Below are 8675 nucleotides of genomic sequence, written 5' to 3'. Positions count from 1 at the left end.
CGCACATGCCCCTGCGTCGGTAGAGAAGGTCTATCACGACGGCTCCGAAAGGAGCATTCTCAACAGCCTGCTAGGCGGTATACAATTAAGACGTTTATATCGTCAAATAACATGGTGCGATAATTCTTGTCTTCATTGCGCTTTATATATGGATTTTAGATGCAAGCGATTTTTTGAATTATCCACTGCATTATTTGTGATTAAACGTTTGGCGCGACGACAGCTGTTTTGTATCAGGCGTGGCATCAGTTTTATCGGTTGCCGTCGATTTTGACCATGAAAGGAGGTTTCACAATGAAATACCGTTATGTATTTATGTTTTCCATGCTTGCGCTTGCGGTTGTTCCGGTGGCATCTGCCGCTGATGGAAAGGGTTTATATGAAGCAAATTGCGCATCCTGCCATGGCGCCAACGCACAAGGCGCATTTCCAGGTGTGCCGGACTTGATAAATAGCGGTCGGTTGAAGCAAGCTGACCCCGCGCTGATTGATCACATCATGAATGGTTTCCAGACGGCGGGTGCAGCGATGGGAATGCCTCCCAAGGGCGGAGACGCAAATTTGACTTCGGATGATGCAAAAGCCATCCTAGTGTTTTTGCGGAGCATACCCGGTACGTCTCGTTAAATGATGAAATGGTGTCCTGATTTAGCGCCGAACTTCAGCTACTGAACTAAATAGAAATGGCGTCACTACGCGGTCTCTTGGCCCGTAAATACCGACCGAGGTCCGCGGTGTCACGGAATGCCGGTGGCGGCATGGTTCCCATACAAATTTTCGGCTGAAGTTCGACGCTAATCAGGAATGGCGTTGTCTGGTATTTCTGGATTCCTGATTAGCCTCGACCCTCAGTCGCCCGTCGCGCGATCTGCGACGCCGCCGGCGGACGATAGCGCCATCGTTGACACCGAGGTAATACACGATGGCCATGAATCTTGTCCAGTTCCAGCCGGGTCTGTCGATGGTGGAGTTCATGCAGCAGTACGGCACCGAAGCGAAGTGCTACCGCGCGCTGTACCGGTCGCGTTGGCCGCAGGGCTTCCGCTGCCCGGCCTGTGACGAGCGTCGGCGCTGCCGGTTCCGCCGAGGCGCACAGATCTATTACCAGTGCCGCGCGTGTGGGCACCGGACGACCCTCCTCAGCGGCACGATCTTGCAGGCGACCAAGCTGCCGCTGCGCACCTGGATGCTGGCCATCCACTTGCTGACCTCGACCAAGACCGACATGGCGGCGCTGGAGCTGATGTACAAGGCCGCCTGGCGCGTCAAGCACAAGATCATGCGGGCCATGGCCGAGCGCGAGGCGCCGCGCCATTTGTCTGGGTTCGTACAGATCGACGACGCCTATCTGGGCGGGAAATTCAACGGCGGCAAGCCCGGCTGCGGCTCGCCGAACAAGCAGACATTCCTGATCGCGGTGGAGACCGATGTCGGACTGGAGCACCCGGCCCATGCAGTCATCGAGCAGGTGCGTGGCTTCGACGATGAAAGCATCAAGGACTGGCAGGCGCGGTATCTGGCGCCGGATGCCGAGGTCTTCAGGGACGGTCTGTACTGCTTCCGCCGCGTGGCCGACGCCGGCCATGCCCACACGGTGCTGGAAACGACCGGCGGACGAGCGGCCTGCCAGGTGCGCGGGGCACGCTGGGTCAACGTACTGCTGGGTAACGTCAAGCGCGCGATCAGTGGCAGCTACCATGCCATCCGCCAGGGCAAATACGCGCGGCGCTATCTGGCCGAGGCTGCCTACCGTTTCAACCGGCGGTTTCGTCTGCGCGAGATGCTGCCGCGTCTGGCCCGGGCCATGATGCCGTGCAGGCCTCATGCGGAGCCGGTCTTGCGGATGGCCAGCAATTTTCATGGCTGAGGGTCAAGGTAATCAGGTCGAGGTTTGTTATGTATTTGCTAATAAAGACGCTGCATCTACTGTTTGTAATGGCGTGGGTGGCTTCAGTATTTTACTTGCCTCGGATCTTGGTTAACATTGCTGAGGCAGGTGATGAGCTTACGGTGCAAAACCGACTTCAGCTAATGGGGCGGCGGCTGTACGCGTTTGGCAATTTCATGTTCTGCCTGATGTTGTTGTTCGGACTGGCGCTGTGGGAAGGCTGGCGCATCTGGCCGCGTCAGCTCCCTGATGTGACCTCTTCGACTTACTGGATTGATACCAAACTTGGGTTAGTAGCGGTGCTGCTGGTTTATTTTATGTGGGTTGGTCACTTGTTGAAGCTGAATACAGAAGGTGGCGCGCTGCCATCGTCGAAATCCCTTCGCTGGCTCAACGAACTGCCGGTGATTTTGGTGGTGCTAACGATTTATCTGGTGGTAGACAAGCCTTTTTGAGGCAAAGGGACGACGAAACACGTCGACATCGTAAATGCTCGGTGGCGGATACCTTGGGCATGACGTCCACGGCCGTTGCGACGCGGCCCTGTATTCACACGCCTGGGATGGTGAGCAACAAGGTCATAGGGTTAGCAGAGCTCTCTCGCGTTTGCTGTGGGTAACACGCAGCCGATCTTGCGGTAGGCACCCTACAGCAGGCAGGCTGGCGCGATGGAAACGCTCTTCACTCAAGCCCTCGGGCTCGCCGCGCCGTGGCGCGTCACCCACGTCGACTTCCAGCAGGCCGAAGGCCGCATTGTGTTCACGGTCGAGAACACGGCCAAGCGGCTGGCTTGCCCGACCTGCGGCGCCGCCGATCAACCTATCCACGACCGCCTGCCGCGCCGCTGGCAACATCTGAACTTCTTTCAGTTCAAGGCGATCATCGAGGCCAACGTGTCGCGCATCGGTTGCCGGGAGTGCGGGAAGACAACGCAAGTAGCCGTGCCGTGGGCGCGAGCAGGCGCAGGATTTACCGAAACCCTGGAGGCCTTCATCATCGCGCTGTGCTCGCAGATGCCGGTGAGCGCGGTGGCGCGTTGGGCGTATCCGACGACCGCGTCTGGCGCGTGCTGGACTTCCACGTGAACGCGGCGCGTGCCGGCGAGGACTACAGCGGCGTGCGCCGCATCAGCGCGGACGAGCGTAGCGCACGGAAGGGGCAGCGCTTCCTGACGCTGTTCTGCGACCTCGACGCCCGTCGCCTGTTGTTCGCCACGCAGGGGCGCAACGCGGCAACGTTCGCGGCCTTTGACGACGACCTGGCGGCGCACGGCGGTGACGCCAAGGCGGTCACCGACGTCAGTCTGGATCTGGGGGCGGCCTATCAGGCAGGCGCCCGCGAGCACTGTCCGAACGCGGCGGTCAGCTTCGACCCGTTCCACGTGGTGGCGCTGGCCAACGAGGCGCTGGATCAGGTGCGGCGTGCCGAGGTCAAACAGGTGGGCGACCTGAAGCACATCCGCTGGGGCACGCTCAAGGACGCGGCGAACTGGACGCGCAAGCAAATCGATCAGATGCACTGGCTGCAGCGTACGAACCTGCAGACCGCGCGTGCGTGGCGGCTCAAGCAGGCACTGCGGGAAGTGTTTGCGGGCGGCCGCGATCTTGCGCAGGCCGAAACCCTGCTGGATGCCTGGATCCGCTAGGCGCGGCGTTGCCGACTGACCCCCTTCAAGCGACTCGCGGCCACGATCAAGAAGCACCGCGATGGCATCCTCGAACACTTCCGCTCCGGGCTCAGCAACGGCTTTGCCGAAGGCATCAACGGCCGCATCCAGGCCGCCAAGGCGCGTGCTCGCGGCTACGGCACCGACCGCCACCTGATCGCCATCAGCTATCTGATCTGCGCCAACCTCAAGCACCTGCCAAAGAATCCATGGACGCATGCCACTCAGCAGGTCGCGGCGTGAACGTCAACCACACGAATCGAGAGAGAGCCGTTAGCAGACTGTTGAGAAACTCCCGGCCGTGCGGATTGTCATAGCTGCGAATCTAGGAGCGTGGGCGGTAGGACCGCAAATACCGGGTTGTCAGGCACCCACGGCGCCGCGGCGGGTGACAGCTGAAGAGCATTCGGCGCGAAGCGAGAAGCCGTGGTTGGCGGTTGAGGGGCGACCTACGCCCGTCAGGCGGGCGTCGAATGGGGTGAACGGGGCTCCATCGGCCTTCCTTCATGCAGGCGTCCATCCCATGCGGTGCAGGCGGCGCAAGTTAAGCGCCAGGCACACGAGGTTCCACTCGCCAGTGACGGCGGCGAGGCCGCGCAGGCTGAATTGGCGGAAGCCGAGGGCTTGCTTGATCCAGCCGAAGGTCGGTTCGCTGATGAATTTGCGTCGGCGGTAGTGATCCTTGCCTTCGGCCGTGGCCAGGCGCTCGGCCATGCGTTACGTGGCCGGAAATTTGTCGGGATCGGCCTTGCGTGCCGGCTTGTTTTCCCGCCCCAGTGCGATGCAGGCGGCCATCCCACGGGCTTCCAGTTCGGCGAGGTTGGCTTCACTGGCGTAGCCGGCATCGGCCAAGGTCATGGCGGGCGCGGCGCCGGTGTTGCATCGGACGGCTTCGATCATCGGCAGCAGCTGAGGGGGTTGTCCGAGCCATTGGCGTTGAGCGCGGTGGCGACGATGAGGCGACTGTCTTCGTCCACGGCAGCCTGGGCGTTGTAGCCCTGCTGGAAGCCGTCGGCGGTCTTCATGATGCGCGATTCGGCGTCGGTGAAGTTGTCTTGCGCTTTGTCTTCGGGCACGCCGAAGGCACGCTTGCAACGGCCGCCTTTGGGGCCGCGCGTGGGATCGTCGTCACTTCGGCCCGCCTCGTGATCGGCCTCGCGCTGGCGCGCTTCCAGCCGCGCCTTCGCCGCCTGTATGGCTTGCAAGCGCTCGTCGCGTCGCTTACGTTCTTCGGGCGATGCATCGCCGCGGTGGTCCTTGCCGTAGTGCTGGTCTTCCTGGCGATCTTCCACTTCGGCCCGCTTGAGCAGCGCCGCGATCTCCGTCTTCAGGCGCGCCTCTTCCTCGCGCATCCGGCCATAGCTCATCGCCTTGCGCTTGCTCGCGTTGGCCTTGACTTTGGTGCCGTCGATGCCCACGCGCCCCAGCTTCACCAACCCCGCCTCGCGCGCCAGTTGCACCACCGCCACGAACAACATCGAGAACGCCTTCAGATGCACCTGCCGGAACTCGCGGATCGTGCGGTGCGCCGGGAAGTTGCCCGCCGCCAGTACCCGAAACGCCACGTCTTCTTCCAGCCGCTTGGCGATCTTGCGCGAGGAGAACACACCGCTGGCATAGGCGTACACCAGCACCTTCACCATCAGCGCCGGATCGAACGACGGCCGACGCCGGCCGTCGCCCTCGTAGCGAGCGTGGAACACGCTCAAGTCCAGCGCATCCACCGCGTCGGAGACGAAATACGCCAAATGCCCCTCCGGTAGCCAGTCCGTCAGCAACGGCGGCAGCAGCAGGGATTGCTCGGGAGCGTACGGGCGGTAGGTCGTGGCCATGCCGTATTTTACAGGCTGGCGTTTCTACCGCCCTAGGTGCGATGGCGGCCGCCGCTGCCGCGGCGGGGGTTTGCAATAGCGGCGAGGCGGCCCAATCATGGGTTGCCACGACCCGCTGGCCCGCGAGCCGAGAACCGCCCGATGGCCCATGAAATCATTGCGCTGATCGCCGAATACGGCGTGCTGCTGGTGTTCCTCAATGTGCTGCTGACCCAGCTCGGCGCACCGCTGCCGGCGGTGCCGACCCTGGTGGTGGCCGGGGCGCTGGCGGCGGGCGGGCAGGTGGCGCCGGCGGGGGCGATCGGCGCGGCGGTGGCGGGCGCGGTGCTGGGCGACCTGGCGTGGTTCACCGCCGGCCGGCGCTACGGCGCCGGGGTGATGCGCCTGCTGTGCCGCATTTCGCTGTCGCCGGATTCGTGCGTGGCGCGTTCCGAGCTGCACTTCCAGCGCTGGCGCGGTGGGGTGCTGCTGATCGCCAAGTTCGTGCCGGGGCTGTCGACGGTATCGTCTTCGCTGGTCGGCGCGATGGGCCTGCGGCCGCCGGTGTTCGCGCTGTTCGACGGGCTGGGCTCGCTGTGGTGGGCCACTCTGGCGGTCGGGCTCGGCTACCTGTTCGCCGCGCAGGTCGACAGCCTGCTGGCCACCATCGCCAGCGCCGGCACCTTGGCGATCGAGCTGATGGCGGGGCTGCTGACGCTCTACGTGCTGCTGCGCTGGTGGCGGCGCCAGCGCCTGCTGCGCACGCTGCGGATGGCGCGCATCTCGGTGGACGAGCTGTACCGCGAGATCGCCGACGGACATGCCCCGGTGGTGGTCGACGTGCGACCGGCGCAGACGCGCCAGCTCGATACGCGGGTGGTGCCCGGCGCGCTGCTGGTCGACGATGGCGGCCTTGACCAGCTGCTGCACGGCATACCGCTGGACCGCGAGCTGGTGGTCTATTGCAACTGCCCAAATGAGGTCTCCGCGGCGCGGGCGGCGAAGCTGCTGATGGCCCAGGGTTACCGGCGGGTGCGCCCGCTGCAGGGCGGCCTGGAGGCGTGGGACGCCGCCGGCTACGGCGTGGAGCGTCTGCCGGAGACGGCTGCGGCGACCTCGCCCCCCGACGGCGCGCGGGCCTGAGCCGACCGCCGGGGCCGCCCGCGGCTGGCAAGGGCGCGGGTCGGTGGCCGCTGGATTCGTCGACCGCCGCGGTTATCATAGCCAGCCCGATCCATCACTCCGGGCGCAACCCAACGCAGACTTGCGGCCGGCTCAACGAGGACACTCCCATGGCACGTGGCGTCAACAAAGTCATCCTGGTCGGCAACCTTGGCGCGGACCCCGAAATGCGCCACACCGGCGGCGGTACCGCCATCTGCAGCTTCAACCTGGCCACCACCGAGTCGTGGACCGACAAGCAGAGCGGCGAGAAGCAGGAGCGTACCGAATGGCATCGGGTGAAGATCTTCGGCCGGCTGGCCGAGATCGCCGGCGAATACCTGAAGAAGGGCCGCCAGGTCTATATCGAAGGTTCGCTGCGCACCGACAAGTACACCGACAAGCAAGGCATCGAGCGCTACTCCACCGACATCATCGCCAGCGACATGCAGATGCTCGGTGGCCCCGGCGGTGAAGGCGGCGCCGGCGGCGGCTACCAGCGCGAGCGCCCGCAGGGTGGCCAGCGCCAGGGCGGCGGCAGCTACGGTGGTGGCCAGTCGCGCGGCGGCGACTATGGCAACGCGCCGAGCCAGTCCCCGGCGCCGGCTCCGGCCGACAACGGCTTCGCGGACGACGATATTCCGTTCTAGGACATACCTTAGGCCGTCCTTGTACTGATTCCGTCCATAAACCCCCGATCTTTCGGGGGTTTTTCGTTTCTAGGATTGGACGTTCTTGAGGCGATTCCCGCCCTGGATCCTCGCCTAAGCAGCACGCCCGCACCGAGATCGAACGTTGGCGCCGCGAGTACAACGAAGAACGACCAAAGAAGGCGTTGGGCGGGCTGACACCCGCCGCCTACGCGAAGCAGTTACAGTGAACCCGGACTCTAAACTGTCCCGCTACTCAAAGCGGGGGACGTCGCGCCACTAGCTGGCGTAGCGACGCCGTCGCTCAAGACGCTTAGTCATTTACATGCAATGCCCGTCACGTTCTTGGTTTGGCTAGCTCCGCCAAAGGGAACCATGCCTCCAACAAATTGCGAATTGCCACCAATGATCAGGCTCAAGTCGTACTCCCAAAATATAAGCAGATTACCGCGTCCCGCGTAGCGAGCGATGCCGACAAATCGGGAATCCAGATCGACTCTACCCTCAACATGACCCTTAGCTTGGATCTTGATCTTGCTGTCTGGGAAGTCAGCAACAGGAATGCTCTCCTTCAAAGGCTCCCCAGCTAACCGGCCGGCAGGGTATAGGACTAGTCCTAACGTGTTCTGCCCCCAGGGGAGATTTGCAAGAGGAACCACGATATCGCGATCTGTGCAGTTCCATACCTGCAAGTCGAAGTAGTGTCGACCGTTCTCCACGGTGACTCCCACGGGCCGAACTAAGGAGGTTTGGCCGTAAGCGTAGGTCACCGAGAGTATGAATAGAATCAGAGCGCATATGGATCTATTCATAGAAATTCTTCCTGAGCCAGTTTTCATATCGTCCCTTCATATCTTCTTCACGAACAATTCGGTCCTCAATGGCCTTACGGCACTGATCGCACGACTTCAGCGCAGCCAGTTTTTTCCGCAGACAATCCAGTTCCTTGCTATGAGCCCTGACTTCGGATTTGTAGGTATCTACCATTGAACCTAGATATACTAAGCTGAAAGAAAGTGTCCGAACGTGTCAGGCGGCATAGCGGACGGCAGGATGTTGAAAGAAGCCACGTACCAGGGCGGGACTTTTCTGTAGAGAGCGCAGGAAAGCCATGGCGTGACGCTTGAGATGATCGGGCCCGCTCAAGGCCAACCGGCCGAGCTTGTGCCGTTTGAGGTGATTCCACACCAGCTCGTCCGGATTCAGGTCCGGGCTGTACGGCGGCAACTGGAACAAACGCAGTTGTCCTTGCGTGCTGGCGACAAACTGTTTCACGGCGCGCGAACGGTGCACCGGATGACCATCGACGATGAGGAAGACAGGGCTGTCACGATGGACCATGAGCCGCTTGAGGAAGTCGATGAACTTGGCCGTCGTCAGGGTTCCCGGACAGCAGGCGAACCGCAACTCGCCGCGCGTGCTGACCGCCGAAATGAAGTTCGGAGGCGCAATAATTACGCCCGGAGCCGTGCGAATTTCGCAGCGGAGAACGGCCATAC

Annotated in this window: 8 protein-coding genes and 3 pseudogenes; 8 read left to right on the top strand and 3 right to left on the bottom strand. The window is 62.5% G+C overall.

Going from position 1 to position 8675, the window contains the following annotated elements; all coding sequences use genetic code 11:
* Positions 1 to 294 precede the first annotated feature (294 nt).
* From AC3WTD_RS15380 to AC3WTD_RS15360, 5 genes and pseudogenes are all read left to right on the top strand, one after another.
* Positions 295 to 627, top strand: a complete 333-nt coding sequence (locus AC3WTD_RS15380) for a c-type cytochrome (RefSeq protein WP_185754669.1) — start codon at positions 295 to 297, stop codon at positions 625 to 627.
* A gap of 295 nt (positions 628 to 922) precedes the next feature.
* Complete coding sequence (locus AC3WTD_RS15375; RefSeq protein WP_492614301.1) at positions 923 to 1867, top strand: IS1595 family transposase; 945 nt, start codon at positions 923 to 925, stop codon at positions 1865 to 1867.
* 29 nt (positions 1868 to 1896) lie between these two features.
* Positions 1897 to 2343, top strand: coding sequence for a CopD family protein (locus AC3WTD_RS15370; RefSeq protein WP_037090060.1), 447 nt, complete (start codon positions 1897 to 1899; stop codon positions 2341 to 2343).
* Between the two features lie 213 nt (positions 2344 to 2556).
* The gene (locus AC3WTD_RS15365; RefSeq protein WP_492614300.1) at positions 2557 to 2973 is read left to right on the top strand and encodes a transposase family protein; all 417 of its coding nucleotides are present in this window, start codon (positions 2557 to 2559) and stop codon (positions 2971 to 2973) included.
* A pseudogene (locus AC3WTD_RS15360) lies at positions 2892 to 3797 on the top strand (ISL3 family transposase). The gene AC3WTD_RS15365 and the pseudogene AC3WTD_RS15360 overlap by 82 nt, the downstream one beginning before the upstream one ends.
* 261 nt (positions 3798 to 4058) lie before the next feature.
* Here AC3WTD_RS15360 and AC3WTD_RS15355 read toward each other — a convergent pair.
* Positions 4059 to 5386, bottom strand: a pseudogene (locus AC3WTD_RS15355) (IS1182 family transposase).
* Between the two features lie 141 nt (positions 5387 to 5527).
* Between AC3WTD_RS15355 and AC3WTD_RS15350 the strand changes: the two are divergent.
* The 3 genes and pseudogenes from AC3WTD_RS15350 to AC3WTD_RS15340 all read left to right on the top strand — a co-directional run.
* Positions 5528 to 6508 carry a DedA family protein/thiosulfate sulfurtransferase GlpE gene (locus tag AC3WTD_RS15350; RefSeq protein WP_492614299.1) on the top strand — a complete coding sequence of 327 codons (981 nt, stop codon included), beginning with the start codon at positions 5528 to 5530 and terminating at the stop codon, positions 6506 to 6508.
* A 149-nt stretch (positions 6509 to 6657) separates the two neighbouring features.
* Positions 6658 to 7176 carry a single-stranded DNA-binding protein gene (gene ssb, locus AC3WTD_RS15345; RefSeq protein WP_008434513.1) on the top strand — a complete coding sequence of 173 codons (519 nt, stop codon included), beginning with the start codon at positions 6658 to 6660 and terminating at the stop codon, positions 7174 to 7176.
* A gap of 122 nt (positions 7177 to 7298) precedes the next feature.
* A pseudogene (locus AC3WTD_RS15340) lies at positions 7299 to 7406 on the top strand (integrase core domain-containing protein); the annotation flags it as partial.
* Positions 7407 to 7493: 87 nt separating this feature from the next.
* On the opposite strand, the gene AC3WTD_RS15335 reads toward AC3WTD_RS15340, so the two are convergent.
* Both AC3WTD_RS15335 and AC3WTD_RS15330 read right to left on the bottom strand, forming a co-directional pair.
* Positions 7494 to 7751, bottom strand: coding sequence for a hypothetical protein (locus tag AC3WTD_RS15335; RefSeq protein ID WP_185754670.1), 258 nt, complete (start codon positions 7749 to 7751; stop codon positions 7494 to 7496).
* A gap of 454 nt (positions 7752 to 8205) precedes the next feature.
* The gene (locus tag AC3WTD_RS15330; RefSeq protein WP_081666641.1) at positions 8206 to 8673 is read right to left on the bottom strand and encodes a transposase; all 468 of its coding nucleotides are present in this window, start codon (positions 8671 to 8673) and stop codon (positions 8206 to 8208) included.
* Positions 8674 to 8675 lie beyond the last annotated feature (2 nt).

Source organism: Rhodanobacter sp. FW106-PBR-R2A-1-15 (genome assembly GCF_058789735.1).
The sequence above is the reverse complement of the archived record's forward strand: the minus strand, read 5'-3'. Positions and strand labels throughout refer to the sequence as shown.

What these genes read in the sequence shown, in the direction of transcription:
- AC3WTD_RS15370 (WP_037090060.1), top strand. Translation starts at nt 1,897, where the DNA reads ATGTATTTGCTAATAAAGACGCTGCATCTACTGTTTGTAATGGCGTGG.
- ssb (WP_008434513.1), top strand. Translation starts at nt 6,658, where the DNA reads ATGGCACGTGGCGTCAACAAAGTCATCCTGGTCGGCAACCTTGGCGCG.
- AC3WTD_RS15350 (WP_492614299.1), top strand. Translation starts at nt 5,528, where the DNA reads ATGGCCCATGAAATCATTGCGCTGATCGCCGAATACGGCGTGCTGCTG.
- AC3WTD_RS15365 (WP_492614300.1), top strand. Translation starts at nt 2,557, where the DNA reads ATGGAAACGCTCTTCACTCAAGCCCTCGGGCTCGCCGCGCCGTGGCGC.
- AC3WTD_RS15380 (WP_185754669.1), top strand. Translation starts at nt 295, where the DNA reads ATGAAATACCGTTATGTATTTATGTTTTCCATGCTTGCGCTTGCGGTT.
- AC3WTD_RS15330 (WP_081666641.1), bottom strand. Translation starts at nt 8,673, where the DNA reads ATGGCCGTTCTCCGCTGCGAAATTCGCACGGCTCCGGGCGTAATTATT.
- AC3WTD_RS15375 (WP_492614301.1), top strand. Translation starts at nt 923, where the DNA reads ATGGCCATGAATCTTGTCCAGTTCCAGCCGGGTCTGTCGATGGTGGAG.